The 22466-nt window shown below is 39.3% G+C and carries 25 protein-coding genes and 1 tRNA gene; 11 read left to right on the forward strand and 15 right to left on the reverse strand.

Annotated elements, in window-relative coordinates:
• Window positions 1-86: 86 nt before the first annotated feature.
• On the reverse strand, window positions 87-263 hold the full coding sequence (locus PR766_RS08810; protein ID WP_006662138.1) for a GhoT/OrtT family toxin: 177 nt from the start codon (window positions 261-263) through the stop codon (window positions 87-89).
• 172 nt (window positions 264-435) lie between these two features.
• Between PR766_RS08810 and matP the strand changes: the two genes are divergently transcribed.
• Window positions 436-897: a macrodomain Ter protein MatP gene (matP, locus tag PR766_RS08815; protein WP_006657847.1), complete on the forward strand. Its 462-nt coding sequence runs from the start codon at window positions 436-438 to the stop codon at window positions 895-897.
• Window positions 898-1065: 168 nt separating this feature from the next.
• Here the strand turns inward: matP and ompA are convergent, their stop codons facing one another.
• Both ompA and sulA read right to left on the reverse strand, forming a co-directional pair.
• Window positions 1066-2139, reverse strand: a complete 1074-nt coding sequence (gene ompA, locus PR766_RS08820) for a porin OmpA (RefSeq protein ID WP_006657848.1) — start codon at window positions 2137-2139, stop codon at window positions 1066-1068.
• Window positions 2140-2493: 354 nt separating this feature from the next.
• Complete coding sequence (gene sulA / locus PR766_RS08825) at window positions 2494-3060, reverse strand: SOS-induced cell division inhibitor SulA (RefSeq protein WP_006657849.1); 567 nt, start codon at window positions 3058-3060, stop codon at window positions 2494-2496.
• A gap of 233 nt (window positions 3061-3293) precedes the next feature.
• Here sulA and PR766_RS08830 point away from each other — a divergent pair, with 233 nt between their 5' ends.
• Window positions 3294-3896 (forward strand): TfoX/Sxy family DNA transformation protein, encoded by a 603-nt coding sequence (locus PR766_RS08830; protein ID WP_006657850.1) that lies wholly within the window; start codon window positions 3294-3296, stop codon window positions 3894-3896.
• A gap of 74 nt (window positions 3897-3970) precedes the next feature.
• Here the strand turns inward: PR766_RS08830 and yccS are convergent, their stop codons facing one another.
• Window positions 3971-6121 (reverse strand): YccS family putative transporter, encoded by a 2151-nt coding sequence (gene yccS / locus PR766_RS08835; RefSeq protein ID WP_155250257.1) that lies wholly within the window; start codon window positions 6119-6121, stop codon window positions 3971-3973.
• A 123-nt stretch (window positions 6122-6244) separates the two neighbouring features.
• On the opposite strand from yccS, the gene helD reads away from it, so the two are divergent.
• Window positions 6245-8299, forward strand: a complete 2055-nt coding sequence (helD, locus tag PR766_RS08840) for a DNA helicase IV (protein ID WP_154636147.1) — start codon at window positions 6245-6247, stop codon at window positions 8297-8299.
• 65 nt (window positions 8300-8364) lie between these two features.
• Here the strand turns inward: helD and PR766_RS08845 are convergent, their stop codons facing one another.
• The gene (locus tag PR766_RS08845; protein WP_006657853.1) at window positions 8365-8823 is read right to left on the reverse strand and encodes a methylglyoxal synthase; all 459 of its coding nucleotides are present in this window, start codon (window positions 8821-8823) and stop codon (window positions 8365-8367) included.
• Between the two features lie 112 nt (window positions 8824-8935).
• Between PR766_RS08845 and PR766_RS08850 the strand changes: the two genes are divergently transcribed.
• Window positions 8936-9349: a CoA-binding protein gene (locus PR766_RS08850; protein ID WP_036960420.1), complete on the forward strand. Its 414-nt coding sequence runs from the start codon at window positions 8936-8938 to the stop codon at window positions 9347-9349.
• A gap of 75 nt (window positions 9350-9424) precedes the next feature.
• On the opposite strand, the gene hspQ is transcribed toward PR766_RS08850, so the two are convergent.
• Window positions 9425-9745 (reverse strand): heat shock protein HspQ, encoded by a 321-nt coding sequence (hspQ, locus tag PR766_RS08855; protein WP_006657855.1) that lies wholly within the window; start codon window positions 9743-9745, stop codon window positions 9425-9427.
• Window positions 9746-9963: 218 nt separating this feature from the next.
• Between hspQ and PR766_RS08860 the strand changes: the two genes are divergently transcribed.
• A complete protein-coding gene (locus PR766_RS08860) occupies window positions 9964-10242 on the forward strand; it encodes an acylphosphatase (RefSeq protein ID WP_036960421.1) in 279 nt (92 codons plus the stop codon).
• A 3-nt stretch (window positions 10243-10245) separates the two neighbouring features.
• Here PR766_RS08860 and PR766_RS08865 read toward each other — a convergent pair whose 3' ends face one another.
• Window positions 10246-10575: a TusE/DsrC/DsvC family sulfur relay protein gene (locus PR766_RS08865; protein WP_006657858.1), complete on the reverse strand. Its 330-nt coding sequence runs from the start codon at window positions 10573-10575 to the stop codon at window positions 10246-10248.
• 194 nt (window positions 10576-10769) lie between these two features.
• Here PR766_RS08865 and PR766_RS08870 point away from each other — a divergent pair.
• The 4 genes from PR766_RS08870 (at window position 10770) to PR766_RS08885 (ending at window position 12867) form a co-directional block, all read left to right on the forward strand.
• Window positions 10770-10857 (forward strand) — tRNA-Ser (locus PR766_RS08870).
• Between the two features lie 246 nt (window positions 10858-11103).
• Complete coding sequence (locus PR766_RS08875) at window positions 11104-11535, forward strand: hypothetical protein (protein WP_036965219.1); 432 nt, start codon at window positions 11104-11106, stop codon at window positions 11533-11535.
• Window positions 11536-11852: 317 nt separating this feature from the next.
• Window positions 11853-12215: a DUF1622 domain-containing protein gene (locus tag PR766_RS08880; RefSeq protein WP_006662105.1), complete on the forward strand. Its 363-nt coding sequence runs from the start codon at window positions 11853-11855 to the stop codon at window positions 12213-12215.
• A 391-nt stretch (window positions 12216-12606) separates the two neighbouring features.
• Window positions 12607-12867, forward strand: coding sequence for a hypothetical protein (locus tag PR766_RS08885; RefSeq protein WP_006657861.1), 261 nt, complete (start codon window positions 12607-12609; stop codon window positions 12865-12867).
• Window positions 12868-13058: 191 nt separating this feature from the next.
• Here the strand turns inward: PR766_RS08885 and PR766_RS08890 are convergent, their stop codons facing one another.
• Complete coding sequence (locus tag PR766_RS08890; RefSeq protein WP_006662103.1) at window positions 13059-13952, reverse strand: hypothetical protein; 894 nt, start codon at window positions 13950-13952, stop codon at window positions 13059-13061.
• Window positions 13953-14405: 453 nt separating this feature from the next.
• Here PR766_RS08890 and dkgB point away from each other — a divergent pair, with 453 nt between their 5' ends.
• Window positions 14406-15209, forward strand: coding sequence for a 2,5-didehydrogluconate reductase DkgB (gene dkgB, locus PR766_RS08895; protein ID WP_006662102.1), 804 nt, complete (start codon window positions 14406-14408; stop codon window positions 15207-15209).
• Between the two features lie 26 nt (window positions 15210-15235).
• Here dkgB and PR766_RS08900 read toward each other — a convergent pair whose 3' ends face one another.
• The 5 genes from PR766_RS08900 to PR766_RS08920 all read right to left on the reverse strand — a co-directional run bounded on the left by PR766_RS08900 (window position 15236) and on the right by PR766_RS08920 (window position 21036).
• Window positions 15236-16135 carry a LysR substrate-binding domain-containing protein gene (locus PR766_RS08900; RefSeq protein ID WP_006662101.1) on the reverse strand — a complete coding sequence of 300 codons (900 nt, stop codon included), beginning with the start codon at window positions 16133-16135 and terminating at the stop codon, window positions 15236-15238.
• Between the two features lie 218 nt (window positions 16136-16353).
• Complete coding sequence (locus PR766_RS08905) at window positions 16354-17301, reverse strand: alcohol dehydrogenase catalytic domain-containing protein (protein ID WP_036965215.1); 948 nt, start codon at window positions 17299-17301, stop codon at window positions 16354-16356.
• A gap of 68 nt (window positions 17302-17369) precedes the next feature.
• Window positions 17370-18470, reverse strand: a complete 1101-nt coding sequence (locus PR766_RS08910) for an alkene reductase (protein WP_006657866.1) — start codon at window positions 18468-18470, stop codon at window positions 17370-17372.
• 293 nt (window positions 18471-18763) lie between these two features.
• Entirely contained in the window at window positions 18764-19921 is a 1158-nt protein-coding gene (locus PR766_RS08915; RefSeq protein WP_154636146.1) for an MFS transporter, read from the reverse strand.
• Between the two features lie 200 nt (window positions 19922-20121).
• Window positions 20122-21036: a TIGR03571 family LLM class oxidoreductase gene (locus PR766_RS08920; protein ID WP_154636145.1), complete on the reverse strand. Its 915-nt coding sequence runs from the start codon at window positions 21034-21036 to the stop codon at window positions 20122-20124.
• A gap of 267 nt (window positions 21037-21303) precedes the next feature.
• On the opposite strand from PR766_RS08920, the gene PR766_RS08925 reads away from it, so the two are divergent.
• Window positions 21304-21624 carry a MoaF-related domain-containing protein gene (locus PR766_RS08925; RefSeq protein WP_036965210.1) on the forward strand — a complete coding sequence of 107 codons (321 nt, stop codon included), beginning with the start codon at window positions 21304-21306 and terminating at the stop codon, window positions 21622-21624.
• Window positions 21625-21675: 51 nt separating this feature from the next.
• On the opposite strand, the gene PR766_RS08930 is transcribed toward PR766_RS08925, so the two are convergent.
• Both PR766_RS08930 and PR766_RS08935 read right to left on the reverse strand, forming a co-directional pair.
• Window positions 21676-21888 (reverse strand): DUF1471 domain-containing protein, encoded by a 213-nt coding sequence (locus PR766_RS08930; protein WP_154636144.1) that lies wholly within the window; start codon window positions 21886-21888, stop codon window positions 21676-21678.
• A 154-nt stretch (window positions 21889-22042) separates the two neighbouring features.
• Window positions 22043-22453 (reverse strand): SRPBCC family protein, encoded by a 411-nt coding sequence (locus tag PR766_RS08935; protein WP_154636143.1) that lies wholly within the window; start codon window positions 22451-22453, stop codon window positions 22043-22045.
• Window positions 22454-22466 lie beyond the last annotated feature (13 nt).

Raw genomic sequence — 22466 nt, forward strand, 5'->3', positions numbered from 1 at the left:
TCATTACCTTAAGCTATTTTTGACTCAAGATTGTTATATTAGCCTCTGAGCGCTAATCTTGCAGCAATATTTGTCGAAATATCGATTTAGAATAAAGAAAACATGAGAGCAACAGGTAAACTCAGCGGCCATGTTAAGCCAATTAAGAGTGCGCTCAAGAGTCTCATACAAAAACTAGGATCTTTGGTTACTAGCAGGGCGAATAACGCTGAACATACTCCTCCAATCCCATAGATAAGAAGTATGTGTTCAAAAGTGGACATGCGATTTTAGTGGTTTGTTAACGTGTGGATGCGAATTGTACACTATTTTTTTATTTACTGTTATTTTCTTTGTGTTAATCAAGGGATAATCGATTAAATGGAATCCAGCTTGAGCATTTTTCTTATAATATTGCTAATATAATGATAGGTACGATTTTCTTCGGGAAAAAATATGAAATATCAGCAGCTTGAAAATCTTGAATGTGGCTGGAAATGGGAATATCTGGTCAATAAAGCGAGAAGTGGGGAGCCGATTACCCGCTATATAGAGAGAAGTGCGGAACAAGAAGCCATTGAGTTGCTGCTAAAGCTAGAAAATACACCTGTTGATGTATTGAAATGGATTGCTGACCATATGTCTCCGCAATTAGATAACCGAATGAAGCAGAGTATTCGTGCTCGCCGTAAACGTCATTTTAATGCTGAGCATCCACATACTCGAAAGAAATCCATTGATTTAAATTATTCGGTTTGGCAACGGTTATCAAATTTAGCCGTTAATCGAAATAAAACGTTGTCAGAAACGATTATCCAGTTAATTGAAGATGCAGAGCATAAAGATAAGTATGAAAATCAGATGAGCTTATTGAAGCATGATCTTCAAGCGATCTTAGGTAAGTCAGAGAAAGAATAGTGATCTTATCGATGTGTGTCGTTGATCGAATATAGAATAGGCTAGCTTAGAATAGGATATCTATCTACAAATTGAATTTTTCATGACTTCCTCATTTAGACGATAAAAAAAACCCCAATAAATTGGGGTTTTTTTTATTCATTTCGAAATTTAAACTAGGGCTATAAATTAAGCGCCTGGTTGAGTTACAACTTCAGTTGTACCTTGGATTTCGATTTCAACACGACGGTCTGGCGCTAAACACTCGATCAGAGCTGCACGGCCTTTAACTGCGTCACATTTGTTACCAGTTACTGGATCTTCTTTACCACGACCTTCTGCAGCGATTGCGCTTGCAGGAACGCCTTTAGCAACTAAGTAATCTACTACTGACTGAGCACGTTTTTGTGACAGTGGCAGGTTGTAGTTTTGTGAACCGATACGGTCTGTGAAACCAACTACCAGCACGCGACCTTGAGTTGGGTCGATGTTGCTCAGTTCGTTGTACAGTTCGTTCAGAGCTTGCTGACCTTCTGGTTTCAGAGTCGCTTTGTTGAAGTTAAACAGAACGTCTGAACGCAGAGTGAAGCGTTTGTTTTCAACAACTGGAGCTGCTGGCTCAGCAACTACTGCTGGAGCAACAACTGGAGCTGCTTCTTGACCGAAACGGTATGCAAGACCAACGCTCAGCATGCCGTTGTCTGGGCTAACACCGATGTTGTCTTTGTCACCCATGCGGCTAACCCACTGGTAGTCTAAACGAGTAGCTAATTCTGGAGTGATAGCATACTCAAGACCCAGTGCGTAAACTGGAGAAACGCCAGTGTCAGTTTCTTTACCAACGCCGTTAACTTTAGCTTCTGTACGGTAAACCATACCACCCAGACGAGTATAAACGTCTAAGTCTTCCATTACTGGATAGCTCAGTTTGGTAGTCAGAGAAACGCCCATAGAAGAAACGCTACCTGCGTTGTCACCTTTGTACTTCATTTTACCAAACCAGTCATAGCCCATTTCGAAGCCCATGTACTGGTTGTATTGGTAACCTGCGTACAGACCCGCACCTAATTGGTCACGAGTTTTTTTACCGGTACCAACAGAAGTTTCATCTCCTGCAGCATCTTCAAAAGTAAATTTAGCGTGCTCGTAGTGAGACCAACCTAATTTACCACCAGTATACCAAGTGTTATCTTTTGGAGCTGCTTGTGCAACAGTTGCGAATGCTGCTACTGCCACTGCTACCGCGATAGCTGTCTTTTTCATTTTTACGCCTCGTTATCATCCAATATTGGCTTGGCTTCGTGAGCCTTATTATTTGCCATTGGTTCAATTTACTTGCTAGGTTCAGCTGACATTATCCACAAAAATTTACGAAAAGTAAAAAAATAATGTCATACGCTTAACAGGCTAAAGTCTACAACGAACTCCAAAAGATACAAGTATGGTAAGCAATAAAGGTTAAAAAAAGTCTTTTTTTATCCCTGAAATCAGAGAGATAAATATATTGTACATTTTATCGCTAATTAATCTATCCTATTGTTTTTAATGTATTTTAGTGTTTTATTTAACAACGATATTACTCAACTTAAAATTTAGTAAGAAAAATCTTATTATTGATCAATGAATCTTATTGGAGTGAATCTTTAAAAGGTTTTGATGTCTAGTGGTCATCTGAATTGTATTATATGTTTTTTCTGGTCTCATAATGAATCCCATAGAATGACCTACTTCAGCGGCATTTTGTAAAAGAATAAAATCTTGCTCACTTATTTCTGGTAACCATCCTAATACGACACTGTAATTACCGCTTCTCAATGCTTTTTCCATTGCATCAATAGTTGTAATTGAGTCAACTTGGTTGAGTTGCATAATTTTATTTGCAGGAAGTCCCGCTTGTTCCACCCAATGTTTACTCAGTTTTTTCTCAGGACTCAACCATAATAACCAGCGTGATTGAATACCAAACTGGCGTAGCATTGGTAGCAATATGTAATCCATGACTGGGTGCTGTTCATTATAAACTAGCTCACTCACCATACCTTGTTGCATAGCGCCATTTACACTATTCATCGTTGAACTAGCACTAGTCACGTTACTATCTGTAAGGTGATCACGTGTGAAGTTATCATTAGTAAAACGATTAAGAGAATGTTCTGCTGTGTTGTTCCAAGAATAGATGCTCATAATTCACCTCGCTACAATGCTGTATGGACATACAGTAACTGTATATTTATACAATATCAAGGCTATTTTTACAAAGCGCTTCGCAACTTTTCGGTTTTTATGTGAGTTCTACTTGGCATTTTTAACTGAAACTTTAAAATCGATTAAACATAATTATATGTAAAAACAATTGTTTTTAATTGTTTAGGCTTCAAGGACGATAGTACTTTTTTTATTCATAAGGAGATGAAAAAGTGTCATTACAAAACGAAAGAAGTTCCCTTTTGCAACAAATTTTGAGCAAATTTGGGGTACTAAAAAAGAAGAACCATTTTGGTGGATATTGTTTGTGTATTGATAGTGCACTTGTTGGATTGGTATTGGATGACCAGTTTTATGTACGAGGGTGTCTGTTTTCTCGCAGTTACTTTGAATCTGTGGGATTCGAACGGTTGGTCTACAGTAAAAGGGGTATACCTTTAGAGATGAGATATTATCGACTCCCTGAAGATGTTTGGTGTGATTCATCAATATTGAGTCATATTATCGAGCTTGCTTACCGTTCGGCGATAGAGGAAAACCAACAAAAAGAATCGGCGGCTGTTCGTATTAAAGATTTGCCTAATATGAATATGGCAATGGAAAGAGCATTAGGTAAAATTGGCATTTTCCATGCCGAGGAGCTGGCATTGATTGGCGCTAAAGCGTGTTTTTTGAAGTTAAAACAGCACGGTAAGCAAAGACCGAGTGTCAAGCAATTGATTGGATTGGCTGCGGCAATCGAAGGTTGTCACAGTGAAGTATTACCTTCTCAAACCCGGCAAGAGTTGATTAACTGGTTTAACAGCGTGAACTGATTTTCAGTTTACCTATGAAGATAATTGCGGGCATTGACTACTGGTTAGTTTTAATGCCCGCTCATCAGTTTATTTTATGACAAACTGATTTGTTTAATCATTGATTTTATCTCAGGAATTAATTCGATCAGTAACTTAGTTTGCTCCATGATTAAAACTGTTTTTTCATCGTCATCACTGGAGGCGTGGTCAATGCGTTGGAGTAAACTGACTCTTAATCGCTCTGATTTTTCATCAATAATTGCTGGATCTAACGATGTGACTTGAATGGATGATTCGATGTAGCAAATCGCATCGTTTAATAATGTTAAGTTTGCATCGTTTTGCATTTTTTCTCGGTGGGCACCGAGCGCTGAAATATAACCCAGTAATGTATGGTTCAGACACAATAAACGGAATGCCTGTTCTTGTGTAATTTGGTATGACTTAGGATCAGAAGCCATATTTGAGACAACGGAGGCAAACTCTGCATCAGAGTTGTGAGCATCTCGCCTCGCAATACGGTACTCCAAACTATTATCTTTGCCTTGATAATACTGTTGTAAAATAGCGTCTAAGTAACGGCAGTTACTATCCATCGTCTTTTGAATCACTTGGGGTAATTGTCGAAACTTCCAGTCAGGCCAAATGAAACTAACGGCAAGCAGTGCAATGAAGCAACCAATTAAGGTATCGATGATTCGAGGCAAGGCGACCTCAAACCCTTCACCCAGTAAATTGAAGCAAAAAAGCACAAGTAATGTAATAAATAGTGTGGCTTGAGCGTATTGGCTGCTACGGAACATGAAAAATAGCAATCCAGTGACCACGATTAAGGCGAGCTGCCCTTCAATAGATGGCACGATATTAAGTAGTGGTAAGCCAATCGCAATCCCTAATAGGGTACCAATAATTCGCAGTGCAAGGCGGCGCTTAGTTGCATTATAGTTGGGTTGGCAAACAAATAAGCTGGTCAGTAGGATCCAATAGCCTCTTTCTAAATCAAATAGTTGAATAATCAGGTAGCCAGTGCAGAGTAAAACAGACATTCTGACCGCATGACGAAAGAGGGCAGATTTAGGCGTCAAATGGTGTTTGAAGCGCGTAAATATATCGCGAAGACCTGAAATTGACTCATCTGCTAACTGTTCAATTTGCTTATTATTTTGTTGCCCTGTAGCTTGATTCAAACTCAAGCTTTTCAATTGAACATCAATACCTTTCAGGTTTTTCAGTAAGTTTCGTAATGCTTTAATCTCGTGTAATTCAGGCGACTGTTGTTGTAACAGATGCAAGGAGCTTTCAATATAGGCGAATGTTCGTTCAAAACGAGGGTTGTGCTGATATTGTTTACGCCATATCACAGATTGAGCCACTTGTTGGCAAGCTCGCGCTTGCATGGTTAACAGGCGCTGAAAGCGAAATAAAATATCGCAGTGGCGTAAGCGGCGGCTAAGATGTTGATATTGAATGTGAGACGAACTTGCTCGTTCATGAATATCTTGGGCAACGAAGTAATACTGCAATGTATTGCGCGTACCTCGCTGTCCTCGGTCACCTTTCAATCTGCTGAGCAAGGCTATCTTTGCTTGATTCATCGTGCTGACTAACGTGCTGTTAACGAGTGCTAAGTCATAGATTGATTGCTGATAATCATCTTCGAGATCAGGGTCAAACAAGTTGGCTTTCGCATCGAGATAGGCGGAAAGTTGCTGATAACATTGTGAAATAGCATCTTGCAGTGGGCGTACAGGGAAAAGGATATGCCCGATTAGCGTGAGAATGTTGTACCAAATTGCCCCCGTTAATAAAAGCGCAGGCTGTATGTACCAAGTATCAAAAATAGGGACACCAAGCATGGTGTAAATTGCGATAAGTAGGGCGCCAAAAGCGATGGTCGCATAACGTTGTCCTAAGGCCCCAAGCAAAATAAACCCGCAGGTTGAGATAGCTAACCCAAAAAAGAATAATACTGGGTAGGGAAAAAGTAGCTCAATAGAGACGGAGGCAATTAAAAAACAGAGTAAAGTGATAATTAAATTTTTTATTCTGCCCACCAATCTGTCATCTAAGTCGGTCAGTGCGGCAGCAACAACACCCAATGTTAAGGGGATTGTCACTTTTGGCTCTAAGCCTAAAAGCCATGGGACCAAGGTTGTGCCTGTCAGCGCAATTAAGATTCGGATATAATATAAAATATGGCTGTTATATAGCACACGGCGATAACTGGTTAGCAGCGTTAGCACAAAATACCTCAGTGGTAAGACAAATCCTTATCTACATAGAATAACGTGTTTACGTAGAATAAAAAACTATTAGCAATTATGCTTTGATTATCTTCACGAATGATTTACACAGGTGCAGAACGTATGGAACTGAAATCGACACAGATTGGACAGCGCCTGGCTCAGCATCCCTATAATCGGGTTCGCTTACTTAATGCAGGCATCGAAGTTAGTGGTGAAAACCATCAATATCTTATTCCATTCAATGAATTAATTGATATTCGCTGCAAACGAGGGATCGTTTGGGGAGAGTTAGAGTTTGAGATTTTAGAGGAGCAAGTTGTTCGCTTACATGGCACGGAGTGGAAACAAACTCAGCGTTTCTATCATTTTTTAAATGAAAAATGGCAGCAATGGAGCGTAGAAATGAGTGAGGTTAGCGCTCAAGTCTTGACGTCATTAGCTCAGTCAATTATACAACAAACTCAACAAGATGCTTGGTTAAGCTTACGTAGTCTTCACGCCATTAAGGAAAAAATCACTCAGCAATTTTCATCGCTTCCTTTACCATTAGCGCGAATCCCCTTATTTGAAAATTGTGCGACACAATATCAATTATGCTGCCAATGGCTACATGATAGTGAGCAGTGCCGAAATCTAAATAATCAAAATTGGTGCCAGTCAGTTTTAAGTCGTTATCACGATTTTTTCCAAAATATAGAATCTTCTCCATTAAATTATTCTCAATCTTTATCTGTCATTAATGGTGAGGATAATGTTTTAGTATTAGCCGGAGCGGGAAGCGGAAAAACATCTGTATTAGTCGCAAGGGCGGGATGGCTGTTATTAAGAGAGCTCGCGAAGCCTGAGCAGATATTGCTATTGGCGTTTGGACGTAAAGCCGCTGCAGAAATGAATGAGCGTATTCAATCTCGGTTACAGCAGCAAGAGATTGAGGCGAAGACATTCCATGCTCTTGCATTGCAGATTATCCGAGAGGGTAGCAATAAGTCACCAGTGATTAGTGAATTAGAATCCAACGCTGAAAAACGTCAGTCACTTTTATTAACGGAGTGGCGTGAACAATGCTCGAGTAAAAAGGCGCAGGCAAAAGGGTGGCGAGAGTGGCTTTCTGACGAGCTCCTTTGGGATATTCCAGATGGTGAATATTGGAATGATGAAAAAATTAGTCGTAAAGTCGTGATTCGATTAGAGCGATGGTTAAGTTTAATTCGCTCGCATGGCGGCAGCCAAAAAGAGATGGTTGAAAATACACCAGAAGAAATTCGAGATCGATTCCAAAAGCGCATTCGATTGATGGCACCGCTATTAAAAGTATGGAAAAACGTATTAAAAGATGAGGGCGCGATTGATTTCTCAGGGTTGATTCATCAAGCTGTCAATATCATTGAAAAAGGGCGCTTTATAAGTCCTTGGAAGCATATTTTGGTGGATGAATTTCAAGACATTTCGCCACTGCGTGCTAGGTTATTGCAGGCATTACGTCAGCAGAATAAACAGACATGTTTATTTGCGGTTGGGGATGATTGGCAGGCTATTTATCGCTTTAGTGGTGCTGAATTGGGTCTAACAACTGCATTTAAAACACATTTTGGTGACGGGGATTTATGTGCATTAGATACAACATATCGATTTAATGAGCGTATAGGCGATATAGCTAATCGTTTTGTTTTACAGAATCCTAGTCAGCTAGATAAACCTCTGAATAGCTTAATTAAAGGTAATAAAAAATCAGTTGTTCTATTGTATGAAGATGCATTGGAACGCTTGCTGGATAAAATGAGCGGCTATGTTTTAGAGGATGAAAACATCCTAATTTTAGCGCGTTATCATTATTTAAAGCCTGAGATTTTGAATAAAGCCGCCACTCGTTGGCCGAAGCTTAATATTCAATTTATGACGATGCATGCGTCAAAAGGTCAGCAAGCAGACCATGTTATTATTTGTGGTCTAAATGGGGGAAAAGAAGGGTTTCCCGCGCCGGCAAGAGAGTCAATTATTGAGGATGCGTTACTTCCTCAGCCTGAACAATTCGAGCATGCTGAAGAGCGTCGATTATTTTATGTTGCACTCACGCGTGCGAAACAGCAGGTATGGCTGCTCTATAATCCAGATAACCCTTCAGAATTTGTTGAGGAGTTGCGGCAGATGGGCGTTCCTCGCCAGAAAAAACCATAAGCGTGATGCTAAAAAACCTGCGTTATGAGATGAATAGCGCAGGTTTTTTTTATGTTCTCTGCAGATTAACTGGTGCGTTTATTTAAATAACTTTGATAGTCAGGGATCACAATATCAATTTCCTCGTCAAAGTAAGGAGACGTGATCAGAAAATCAGCGGTCGCTGGATTCGTTGCAACTGGAATATTCCACACAGTAGCGAGACGCAAAAGCGCTTTTACATCAGGATCATGAGGTACCGCATTGAGTGGGTCCCAAAAGAAAATGAGTAGGTCGATTTTCTGCTCTGCAATCATTGAACCAATCTGTTGGTCCCCGCCCATTGGACCACTCAACATGCCAGTAACAGGTAAGCCCGTTTCTTTACTCACTAAACTTCCGGTAGTGCCAGTCGCAAATAATTTATGTGAACTTAATTTTACTTTATTTTTGCTTACCCAACCGAGCAGCGATGATTTGCAGTGGTCATGGGCAACTAAAGCAATGTTCTTTGAAGCTGAGATTTTACGAGTGGTGGATTCCATGAGTTTCCCTTAAACAAGATAAGTGTCACGCATCTTAAAAATTGAGTGAACAAACAGGTACAACATATATCATAATGTATATGAATAGTTTACTGGTTTAGGAGATATTTTGATGAGAGATCAAGAAATTGCTGAAATTTTAAAGGGTGTAAAGACAATCGCTCTTGTTGGTGCAAGTGATCGTACAGACCGTCCAAGTTATGAGGTCATGGAGTATCTTCTTCACCAAGGGTATCAGGTTATTCCTGTTAGCCCTAAGTTAGCTGGGCAAATATTATTGGGACAACAAGTTTATGCGCAGCTGAAAGATATCCCCCAGTCTGTTGATATGGTTGATGTTTTTAGAAACTCAGAAGCTGCTGTCGGTGTTGCTCATGAAGCAGTAGCCATTAAAGCCAAAGTTTTATGGCTACAAAAAGGGGTGATTAGCGAAGAAGCGAAAAAAATCGCGACGGATGCTGGGCTGCAATTTGTCATGGATAGATGCCCAAAACAAGATATTCCTGCGCTAGGTTTAGAAAAATAAGTGTTGGCGTTGTAGAAAAAGGGACGTAAAAAAATAAAGCAGCTGGTGGGCTGCTTTACTGGATTGCGTTCATGATCAGTTACGTAGACGTGGAGCTTGCAATTGGGATCTTATAGATTCTGCTAACTCATCCATAGATGGTTGTTCCGGATGGTCATCAGTCATCTCATAAGTAATTTGTGCTTCTGCTAGATAAGTATGAACCGCTTCCCCATTGTCATCTTCCATGACAACATGATACCAAGGCAGATCGCGTAATGTACTGTTGGATGCAATGTCATCATCATGTGGTTGTTCGAGTGAGTATTCAGGATCAACATCAACAACTACCCCGAGGTAGCCGAGAAGTTTATGTCTGACTTGTTGCCCGATGCCATATTTACTGGTGATCATCATAGCGACCTCCTTAAAAGCCTTGCTTGTACTGTAAACTACATGTGGGCAGTGCTGTGCGTTTTCAAGCCAATGTTTGGACAATTACTTATAACGCAATACACTGTCTTTGAAGTCATAACGAAAAGCAGTGCCTCAATAATCAGATTATCTGCTGAATGAATAAAAAACAACTGTGCCAGAGGGTTTTAATTAATTAAGTCATGACATCGGAGGCTTATATGGCAGCAACAGGTCGTTATTTCTATATTTATGGACGAGTTCAAGGTGTTGGGTTTCGTTACCAAACGTATCATTGGGCGAATCAGAATGGGATAAAAGGATTCGTTTATAATCGGGATGATGGTAGCGTGAAACTGGCTATTTATGGTTCCGAGCAGGACATTCAATTTGTAGACGAATGGTTAAAAGCCGGCGGTCCGCCAGGTGCGAAAATTGATCATTATTTTAGTGAAAACTGGCATACAGATCCAATAGCGGATTTTTCGGTCCGCTATTAGAGATTAAATACATTTTACTGGTTTAGGAAGACCTGCAAGTTTTGTTGCTTGCTTGGCAGGTCCTTTTGGAAACAGTCGATATAAATAGCGGCTGTTACCTTTTTCTTCGCCAAACTGCTGAGAAACGGCTTTAACCAGCATTCGGATCGCGGGTGAGGTATTAAATTCTAAATAGAATGCGCGAACGAAACGGATAATTTCGAGATGCTCATCAGTGATTTCAATCTCTTCTTGCTCAGCTAGCAAAGGAATAAGATCTTCACTCCATTGTTGGCTATCAAGTAGGTAGCCTTGTGCATCTGTTTCAATTTCTTGATTATTAAAAACCAACATACTTAATTTCTATCCAAACAAAAGTAGACCGCAAATTTAGCAAAAAAACAGCAATAACCCAAGTAAACCCTGCGAGGTTAGGAAAAAATGTTGATAATTTCATCCATTGAACTCATGTGCGCTTATTTTTAAAGCGAACGAACAAATTAGGGGTTTACATTGAAAGCGCAGATGATTATAGTGCTCGTCATTGCGGAGGGGTGGCCGAGCGGCTGAAGGCAGCGGTCTTGAAAACCGCCGATGGGAAACCATCCGAGAGTTCGAATCTCTCCTCCTCCGCCATCTTCACTTCTAGTAACGTCCTCCAAAGTATTCCAATCTCAAGTAAATCCAAATTCGTCAATAAAATCCTATTATTTCAACGTCTACTAATATCTTTCTACACGTCTAAAACCTATTGCACCGTTTTTGTATATAAATTAAGTATTGGTGAGTACCTCATTAGGAGAATTATTGTTTAAATATGTGATTTCTCTAAGAATAATAGTCATTCCGGTAAAGTATACTTAAAAAAAATTGGAGGAATACATGAAAAAAATATTAATAGCTGGGGTAATCTTGGGGTTTTCAACAGCGTCATGGGCAGTGCCTAATATATGGTCAAGTAGCTTTGCTCAAGGCTATTCCGAATACAGCCTCACCAACGAATCTAATGATTCCGTCATCATTGCATGCAATGTTGGCGCGGGGGAGGGATTTGATAACGGAGTGTCTGTTTATCATGATGGTCAACAGTTAACTGGGGATATATCATTTCTAATTGATGATGAAGCATACTACATACCTGAGAACACAACGACGAGGAATGGTGCCAATGCGTGGGTGAGTTTTACTGATGCGATAAAAAAAACATCAACATTTGAAGTATACGTAAATAACAAACCAGCAGGTAAATTCACATCTTCACCTAAAAACCACAAGAAAACGTTTAGTGATTTTGAATGCGATCCAATGTGGTGATTAACCGTTATTATTTATAATCTATTTCAGGTTTAATGTGGGCGAGTTAATCAGTTAAGATCGCCCATGAGTACATTCATAATGTGTTAAATTTTTTTTGTTTAATCCAGCTTATCTGGAAGATCCTCGCCATGTTTCTATGCCTAATGCGTCTCGTTATAACCGCTTTATTCTGATGACTAGCCTGGTTAAATAGAGCTTGAGTTTCAAGTAGGTAGATGAAAGATAAAACTTGAATGTATCCAGAGTTATACGCTTATTGGCTAAGTGAATGCGTATTGTATCAGTGCGTCAAAATACATTTTTAGGGGGATGTAATGCCAGATCTGATTGTGTTACGTGAGCTGTTAATCTCAAGTGTTAATTATTTACAGCTTTTTCTTGAGGCAATATCAGTAACGTGCGTTGCTATAGGGCTTGTGAAAACACTGTATATTCTAATTACAGTTAAGAATGGCAGAGTTGCTCGTTTTTATTTCGGTAACTGGCTGGCAATGGCTTTAGAATTTCAACTTGCAGCGGATATTTTACTCACGACCGTTGATCCTGATTTAGATAGTCTCATTAAGCTGGCAATTATCGCTGTAATTAGAACGTTCTTAAATTACTTTCTTGCCAAAGAGCTAGAGCACAACCCTTTAGTTGAAGAATCGAAGGGGAAAACAAGTAAGCATCAATAGCCTGATATGATAAATGTTAATGTGGCAAGTTTATTTGTTATGCAGTAGCGAAAATATAAATTTAAGTGATTGTACAGGGCGCAAAGAGTGAACTTTCACCTTGTACGATGGCTTACTTTAAATAGTCAATACTGAATGCCAGCCCTTTCATGATTTTGGTATTAATCATGCTTAATTATTCTTATGAGTAAAGTCGTCACTCACAATTTTTTGAGTATGGATTATCAATACCTTATTTAGCAATCATCACTTTAATTTAACCTGTTAATAAATAAATGGTTTTTAATTGAAGAAAATCCTATAAATATACAATTTTTTCCAAATCATTACCTTAATGCACTACTTTTTGACAGTTGAATAGGTTAAAACTAGATTCTAATTTAAGGAGGACATGATGAAAAAACGGTTATTTTCAAAATTATTTATCGTGATAGCGTTGCTTACTAGCGCCTCAGTACTCGCTCAAACACTCGATATGAGTGGCGGATATCAGAGCACGAAAATCGAGTATTTACTGAAAAAAAATAAAATACAAGATAATGGTGATATTGAATCAATGAGAGAAGACACCGAAAATAATAGTATTTCGTTAATTGAAAAAAACTTAGATCGTCGGTTTAATAATCGCCAATTTAGAATTAATCATAAATAGCTAAAAATATGAATACTATATTCTTTATGATTATCAAACAGTATTTTTGATTCCAATTTTATAGTATTGATATTTTACAGCACTGCGGTTGTTCTTGATAAAATGACCCTCTAGCACTATTTTTGTTTTATCGCTGAATCAAGCATCGTGTCATATTGCACGGCTTAAGCCATATTATGGAAATTGAGCACTTATCTAATGCCGAGTGTTAATGCTATCCCATGAGCATTATCGCTTGATAAATAGCCGATTCCAGCTTGTACTTTTACTTTGCTGCCATAAATATTCATGGGAGTTTCTAATGCTAGCGAAGTATTATTAATAAAGCCGAATGATAGCTCTCTATAGTTATTTCCATAGAACCCACCGATGTCATTCGATAAGACTAGACTGAAATTCCTGCCATTTAAGTGGATTAGGTCAGTCATGACGTATTCACCACCAATAGACCATGTACCTGTACTGCTATTGACGTTAAGTTGTTTTTCATTTTTAAAACCGTTCGCAAACATATATGCCAAATGTCCGTATATATTTATTTCATCATTATTGTCCAGTTTATTGGTGTTTTTTAGTCCAACTTTAGGTGTTACGTGAAATGAGTTGAGATCCCAATCTAATAGACCTTCATCACGTAATATTTCTCTCATTTGCTGACTACCATGAAATGAGGATTTATTACTCATATTTGCATAACCGAATTCAAGCTCGTTTTCTACGCTAAATCTTTCATTTATTTGGTAGGTAACTTTGGGTGCTGCCGAGATACTAAAAATATCCCACCGAGCACGTAGGCTACCGACAGAATCCACATTGACGAGAGAAGATTTAACTTTGAGGTAATTACCTTTTAATTGCATAGAAAAGGAATAATCATCTTTTACATAAAGGTTTTTGAATTCATAGGGTAAAGAATATTTTTCATAGTTAAATCCGTCAGAATTCAGTTGGGAAGCACTAATGTCATCGGTTAACGAAAGCGCGAGCAGTTTTGCGTAACCTGAGTTTAAGTTTTCATCACTATAAGCACTATTTGTAAAAATGATACAAAGCAAAAGTAATTGTCTAGAAGATAATAAATTCATTAGTCATGCCCCTTAAGTGAACAGTAAAATAACAAGTTTTTTTATTTTTCATTTGATTTTCAAGTTGTTATTGTAACTTTTCATTGAAAAAACAAAATAATAACGGTGAATAAATTGAGATAGTCAAGAAACGCGCTAGTGCTATATTACATTAACTTGCAGTAAAACAAATTAAACTCAACATAGCTATGATAATTATTTATTATCAATGTTATAGATTGCCGGCATGATTTCCTGTTCCACGAGATTAATTTGCTGGGTGTTTTTCTGTTTACGGTCATGTTGATGTATAAATCAACTGGTTAGCTTCATTATTGACTTTTAAGCAAAAGATTATTGAGCGAATGACTATTTTTAAAATAGTCCTAATGTCCTATTCTTTTTAACATCAAGTTGTCAAGAACATGATTAGTTCTGATAGTTAATATGAATAAACTTAAGAGAGATAACACAATGACTGTTCCTATGATGGGTGTTGGTACGTTTCGTTTAAAAGATGATGTTGTGATTGCGTCAGTAAAAAATGCATTAGATGTTGGGTATCGTGCGGTTGATACGGCTCAAATCTATGAAAACGAAGCTGCTGTTGGGCAGGCAATTGCTGAAAGTGGTATTGCACGCGATAAACTCTATATTACAACCAAAATTTGGATTGAGAATTTAAGCAAAGATAATCTGATTCCAAGCCTGAAAAAAAGCCTGAGCGACTTACAGACAGATTATGTCGATTTAACATTGGTCCACTGGCCATCTCCAAATGATGCGGTTTCTGTTGAAGAGTTTATGCTTGCGTTATTAGAAGCGAAAAAACAAGGTTTAACTCGTGAAATTGGTGTATCAAACTTTACCATTCCATTGATGGAAGAAGCGGTCGCAGTTGTTGGTGCGGAAAATATTGCCACCAACCAAATCGAATTATCACCTTATCTGCAAAACCGCAAAGTGGTTGAGCGAGCAAAAGAATTAGGTATTCATATTACATCTTATATGACACTGGCTTACGGCAAGGCATTAAAAGATGAAGTTATCCAGTCTATTGCTCAAAAACATAACGCAACTCCAGCTCAGGTCATTCTGTCATGGGCGATGGGTGAAGGTTACTCTGTGATCCCATCATCAACCAAGCGTGAGAATTTAATCAGTAACCTAAAAGCCATAGAATTACAGCTTGACCAAGAAGATCGTGATGCAATTGCAAAACTGGATTGCAATGATCGTCTCGTGAGCCCTGAAGGCTTAGCGCCTAAGTGGGATTAACGATTATTCCTGTTGGAAAGCCATAATCATGGCTTTCCAATCTGGTCTAAATAGGTCGTCAGGCAGTCAATAAAAGCGCGAATTCGTTGGCTGACGACCTTATCGCTGTAATAGACAGCATGAAATGGCAATGGAATAGGCAGAATCTCATCAGGTAATAATTCAATCAATTCTCCACGTTTAATCCCTTCGTTCACCATAAAGTCAGACAAACAAGCAATTCCTTCGCCATTAACACACAATTGCAATAATGTTTCGCCACTGTTTGATGATATTCCATCAGCAACATCAATTAATAGCCCATTTTCGGTGTTAACTGGCCAAGTATTGAGTGACGTTGGCTCTGTAAATGTTAGGCAAGTATGGTGGCGTAAATCGGCTACAGACGTGATTTTTTCGGCTGTTTCAATATATCGAGGTGAGGCCACTATTTTACGGTAACTATTAAATAAGGGGCGGGCACGCAAACTTGAGTCTGCCAACTGTCCAGCCCTGATTGCAATATCCACTTTACGTTCAATTAAATTAACAAATGTCTCAGAAGAGACGAGTGATAATTCAATGTTAGGATATTGCTGCCGAAAAATAGCAACAAACGGAATAAGGAGATGCAAAGTGACTGGCGTTGCTGCATCAATACGCAATAATCCTTTTGGCGAGCTTTGTGTATCAAGGAGTTCATCCTCAATGGTTTGCATTTCCTGCAACACATTTTTCATTCGTTGAAAATACAGTTCACCTTCCGCAGTAAGATCAATTTGTCGAGTTGTTCGTTTGAGTAAATTGACGCCCAATTTCTCTTCCAGCTTTTTGACCGTTCGGCTGACCGCAGAGTTGGCGATATTTAGCTTATCCGCGGCTTTTGTGAAACTTTTTTGTTCAACGACTTCAATAAATACATGTGCTTCGTCAGATGTAGCCTTCATTCAAAGTTCCTTTCAGATCTGAGGTGCTTAACGCGTGCCAGCTCATATGATCAATAAAAAATGCGTATTTCGAGAGGGATGATAATACAGTGAGGGTGTGCTTGTCGAAAAAACCAACGTATACGTTTGATGGTGTACGTTGGATGCGTTGTTTTATCGAATCTAACAACAAGTAACACAATACTAAATAAAACAATAGCAAGTAAAACGACAAAGTATTAAAAGGTCACTACCGTTTTAATGTGAGCGTTTTCACTGTGTAATAGCGCTTGAGGAAGTTGCTCTGATGAAAACGTATCGGGAATAGGACATATTAAGTCACCCGTCATTATTTGTTTGATTAATGCTTCTCCTGCCAGCATTAATTGTGTTATTGCAAGTGGTTCGCCAAACTGATGAATGGCTGCCAGGGCAACTTCGTGATAAGAAATGGCGGTTGTAAATGCAGGATCAACAGGCGATTCAATTCGACCTAATATAGACACAATATGTCCATTCGCTTTGAGGTGCGGAACTAATAAAGAAGCATATTCGGGACCCGTGGCATCAAAGATAGCAAAATAGGTTTTATCAACCTTCGAATGTTGCTTAAATATTTGGTTAATTCCGAGTTTTGCCGCGGTGTCTTGTGTGGCACTCGCAGAGATAACATCGACAAGGAAACCTCGTTGTCGCAGGATCTGCACCAGAAATTGATTAACCGCACCAAGCCCTGAAACTAATACGCTTTCTCCGTTATTCACGGGAACTTTTTCAGCGGATTGCCAGGCCGTGAGTAATGGGCATGGCACCGCTGCCGCTAATGAAAATGACATTTCTTCCGGTATCATCATCACACTATTGGAATTGAGGATGGTATATTGGGCAAAACTACCGGGTTTTAACAAAGGGGCATGGTAGCAAACTCGGTGGCCAATCAGCTCAGGCGCTACATTATGTCCAACAGACACAATAATACCGGCTCCATCAACGCCTGGGATATGCCCCGAAGCCCAGTTGAGAGGGTTACTCTGGATAAATTTGTAGTCAACGGGGTTTATGCCTGCTGCGGCATTTTGTATTAAGATCTCATTATCCGCTAATTCTCTTGTTATCGAGGTACGTTGGATAACGGAATGCTGAGAGGCATCATATTGCCAGCTATCGTATTCTATGCTTTTTATCATAATATTCTGATTTATATTGGAAATAATAAAAAGCCCCTGTTTGATGAACAGAGGCTATTGTGAGTCACTTATTTGGCTGTCGGGTAATCGATATAACCCGCAGCACCACCACCAAAGAACAATTCTCTTATTGGTTCATTCAGCGGAAGGTTATGTTCTAATCGATAAGGTAAATCTGGATTGGCAATAAATGGACGCCCAAACCCTATCAAATCAGCTGAACCTGATGCTAATGCTTGCTCTGCACGCTCTACAGTATATTGCCCTGAGTAAATCATTGTGCCGTGGAAAACAATACGCAATGCTTCTTTAAAGGCCATTGGCATAACTGGCGCATCTTCCCAATCTGCTTCGGCGATATGAATGTAGGCAACACCTATCTCATTTAAGACGGCGGCAGCGGCAAGATAAGTTGCTTCTGGTGTCGCATCTTCAGAGCCCATCAGCGTGGTCAATGGTGCTAAACGAACGCCCACTTTTTCACTACCAATAGCATCGGAGACGCCTTGTGCCACTTCACGCAGAAAACGCAATCTGTTTTGCAATGAACCACCGTATTCGTCATCGCGTTGATTTTCTCGTGAATCAATAAACTGATTGATTAAATAACCATTCGCAGCGTGTAATTCGATACCATCAAAACCGGCTTCGATTGCATTACGAGCAGCTTGAACATAGTCTTGAACAATGCCTGCAATTTCTGCTGTTTCAAGGGCGCGAGGCATGGAGTGTTGAACCATCTCTCCAACGCCATCTTCAGGTCCACGACCTTCAGTATCCACAAAGACTTTAACCCCTTTAGCTTGAATAGCGGATGAGGAAACAGGGGCGGCATTATCAGGTTGTAAAATGGTGTGGGAAACGCGCCCAACGTGCCAAAGCTGTGCGAAGATTTTACCGTCCGCTTGATGAACGGCATCGGTGACTTTTTTCCAACCAGCAATCTGTGCTTGTGTGTAGATACCTGGCGTCCAAGCATAGCCTTGCCCTTGGCGACTAATTTGAGTACCTTCGCTAATGATTAGCCCAGCACTGGCACGCTGAGCATAATATTCAGCCATCATTTCAGTGGCGATATCGTCTTTACCGGCTCGTGAACGAGTCATTGGTGGCATAACAATGCGGTTTTTTAATGGTAAGCCACGTAAGTTATAATGCTCAAATAACATGATTCTGCTCCCGTATTTATCTCTTGTTAATCTGTCTTAAAACGTGATTAATTCATCACTACATGACAAAAATATAATCAATTGCAGATGTAAGATAAATATCACTCACTACAATACACTTTTGCGAAAAGTCGAATAATCACGATTCATCACTGCATTTTGAGGCGAAGGGCATCTGGGGTGGGATTCGCGTTCTAGCGTGCACCCAAGTCTTTGTAGATACCCAGTATGTTCAAGTTGGAATATTAGAAAATTAGCCCCTCATTACGGAAGGGCTAATTGTGATAGGCGAATTAGTTCGTTTGTGTTTTTTGCTGATGTGCATTTATCAAAACGATAATTAATGCTAAGGCTGCAATAATTGCCCCCATGACCGGAACATAGGCATAAGATAATCCGCCCGAAATCACAGCGCCTCCCGCAACGGCACCAATGGCATTTCCAAGGTTGAATGCACCAATATTCACGGAAGAGGCTAACCCTGGAGCTTCACTTGCCACACGCATCACTCGCATTTGTAATGGCGGGACAACACCAAAGGTAGCGGCTCCCCATATGACCATAGCGAACGCAGCACCTATTGAGTTTTGTGCTATAAATGTCATTAGTAACATGATGGCGGCAAGTAATAGTAAAAATCCTTTTAACGTCCCATCGACAGAACGATCTGAAAATTTTCCACCTAAATAGTTCCCAATTGAGAAACCGACACCAATCAGGACTAACATGACCGTAATCACACCTGTACTCGCATCTGCAAGATACTCAAGTACTGGGGCTATGTAGGTGTACAATGTGAACATGGCACCAGCGCCTAATGCGGTTGTTAAGAGTGCAAGTAACACTTGTGGACGCATCAACACAGATAGCTCTTGTTTAACATTAGGACGCACGCCAGCATTGCCTTTAGGAAGTGATATCCATAGGAAAATCATCGTGATGACCCCTAAACCGGCGGTGATTAAAAACGACGAACGCCAACCTATCGTATTCCCTATCCATGTCGCAGCGGGAACTCCCCCAATATTCGCGATAGTTAATCCCATAAACATCGTGGCAATTGCACTTGATTGTTTTTCTACAGGAACAACGCTTGCAGCAACGACGGCCCCTAACCCGAAAAATGCACCATGATTTAAACTGGTTAAAATTCGTGACAGCAATAAAAATTCATAATTGGGTGCAAGCGCAGATAAGACGTTTCCAAGCGTAAATATAGACATTAAAATAATTAGCGCTTTTCTTCTTGCCTGATGAGATAACAGTAATGTCATGACTGGGGCGCCCACCATCACACCAACGGCATAAGCGGTAATAAGCATCCCTGCTACAGGGATAGAAACTCCAGTGCTATTTGCGATAACAGGCAGTAGTCCCATTGGGGAAAACTCTGTCGTGCCGATACCGAATGCACCGAGCGCAAGGGCAAATAGAGGAAGATTAATTTTCATTATTGTCTCGATAATAAGTTAGAAATATATGACTGAATTTCGTTAAGTATGTCACAAAAAATTAAGGGGTTAATTATCCAAATCAGCAAATGATTTCTATTAAAATCGCAATAATCAATGGAAGGATTGTTAGCGGTGTTTAAATGTGACTCATTGAAAGAGGGAGATAAAATGGCGTATCGTCCCTCATTTTATGGTGACTATTGGTGAAATTCTGGCAAGACAGACAGACTAATGTCTTCTAATGTTTCTTCTATTGGGCGCTCATTACGGCGAAATTGTAAACCAATGTGGTTAACACCTGCGGCTTTCATTGCGGTTAACTCTTTGAGCAATCCATTTCGACCTGTTTTTACACCAAAACGGTGGCGTTGGATTGGCGCGTTTATATCATCAATAAAATCAAGATGAATAAAGCTGACATACGGCTTACTCCCCGCAACATTGCGCCATAGTTTAACCCTTTCGGTGTGATCAATTGGGGTACCTGGGTAGGCAAGCCAACCTTGCATATGTTGCCCAATCCATTCCGGCGATTGCTGAGCAAGTCCCGCGACAAATAATGGGATAGGCTGATGTTCCGGTAAAATTTGTACGCCAGTGGGTAACTGTGCGTCTTTTTTGCCAGTTAGAATATCAACATGTTGGCGGAATAATTTACCTCTATCAGGGTAGTTAACATCAAAAAGAGGATACTCAATCGGTCTATCTCCACTCGCGACACCCAGTAATAAGCGCTCATGACTTAATGTTTGTAGTGTTGCTGCTGATTTTCTAACTAGCCAAGGTTGGCGTAAAGGCAGAACAATCGCGGCGGTGCCAAGTAAGATGTTTTCAGTGATCCCTGCGAGGTAACCCAGATAGGAAAATGGCTCAAATACCTGAGCAGCATCACCAAAGTTAGGGTCATAGAAAGGGACATCTCGTACCCAAGCTGCGCGATAACCTAACTTATCCGCCAACTTGATCCTAGATGCATGTTCTTTCATATCCGGTACGCCAAAAGGTCGATTTTCTTGTTGACGTTTTATTTGTCCTGTTGAAGACCAATCATTATCAAGGGGTAATTCGATGCCAATAGAAAATGATTCATTTATAAATTGATGAGTATTCATAATTAACCTTAAATAAGAAATAGAGTTTAGATGTGATTATTTTCTGGATATGACATCTGAAGTAAATATGAATAATGACAATAATATTTTGCGATAAAAGCAAAGGTAGCGGCGTGGTACATGTTTGGGAATTTTTTATTATAATTGATATGTCATTGTCTATTGTTTCTTTATAAAGAAAAGACTATTGCAAATAAAAGAACAATCATACATTAGTAACGTACTATATTAAAAATAACAGCTGTTTTATTTTTAATGAGGTTAGTGATGACAGAAAAATATTATTTCTTGGGTAAGTCATTTGAAATTGAAATGGATAACGGATTGCAAGTGAAAAACACCTATACGACTGACGGTAAAACCGTGACTATTGAGTTTTTAAATGGTGATTTAAAAGGTTCTATAATGCATGTCCCATATACTGCCAAAGCGGTAGATGGAGATAATTTTTTGATTTCTTGGCAAGAAAGCGACAATTCAACTGTTGTGCATTGTGATAATTTTTTACTCGGTAAGTCATACGCTTATTATACGATGATGAATGGTCAGTTCTTTGTAATGGAAGGTGTTATTACAGAGTTGAAATAAGTTTTTATTTAATAAAAAGCCCTGTAAAGGGCTTTTATTGTAATCGTATTTTTATTTAATTAATACTGCGCTGACTGTTGCATAATTTCCCATTCTTGCGCTTGTGATTTTATAACCCGAAGCACCTGCTTCTTGCGCTTTTTGCGCAATAATAGCTTCAGCAGAGGAAAGTGTATCACTCGTTGCGGTGACTGATTGAGCAAAAGCGCCGAATGAAAAAATAGAAAAAGTCATAGCGGCTGCTAACATTTTTAATGTTTTCATTGAATAATATCCTTTAATTTAATTGACCTAATGATTTAGGCGATGAGTACAGTGTATTCTTTTTGTTGTTATTTAATAGCGTTAACTTCGCAATACTCTTTTCTTAAAAAGAGAATAATCGGTATTATTATTAAATATAGACAGATTAAATAAATTAAAAATTTGATTTTAATGCTTCTAAACCATCTTGATAAATACCCGTAAATAATTTTACTGCTTCTTCATCACTGACATTCACGGGTGTAAAACGTCCAGTCCATTCAACATGAGATACATGTTTATTTTCAGTTTCATGCACACTGATATTCGATAAATAATTAATGACAGGGAAGGGCGCTTGAATAATCGAATAACTATAATTTTTACCTGTGTGGTCAAACGCTTCTAACCGCTCAATGACAGTATCACCGTCTGAAGTGGTTAAGCTTCTCACGCGAGCGCCTTCACTCACCACACTTTTAGGTATAAACGGAAGCCAATCAGGAAGCGAATCAAAGCCTCCCATTAATTGCCAAACTTGTTCAGGCGAAGCGGGAATTTCGATAGAAACCGTTGTATTAGCCATAATAATTTCCTTT

The organism is Providencia sp. PROV208, assembly GCF_028479465.1.
In the GTDB taxonomy this organism is placed as follows: domain Bacteria; phylum Pseudomonadota; class Gammaproteobacteria; order Enterobacterales; family Enterobacteriaceae; genus Providencia; species Providencia alcalifaciens.